The 221-nt window shown below is 48.4% G+C and carries 1 pseudogene; it reads right to left on the reverse strand.

Annotated features, from left to right (window positions below):
• Positions 1-221: pseudogene (locus tag KKC1_RS16385) on the reverse strand (IS110 family transposase); the annotation flags it as partial.

Consider the following 221-nt stretch of genomic DNA (forward strand, 5'->3'; position numbering starts at 1 on the left):
GAGTTTTCCGCTGCTTCCTTGAGTATTCCGGCACGTCTCAAACCTACCCGGTTATTGGTTGCTCCTTTGAGTTGGTTAGCCAGTTCCTCTACGCTCCAGGTAAGTATATACGACGGGAAAGGACAATGTCGTAATACCCACAGGGCCGCTTTCCCCAACAGGTTCTTGAAAACTTCTCTAAATTCGGGAAAGTATTCATCCAGAAGCGCCTGAAGCTGGTT

It is taken from the genome of Calderihabitans maritimus, from assembly GCF_002207765.1.
GTDB lineage: Bacteria > Bacillota > KKC1 > Calderihabitantales > Calderihabitantaceae > Calderihabitans > Calderihabitans maritimus.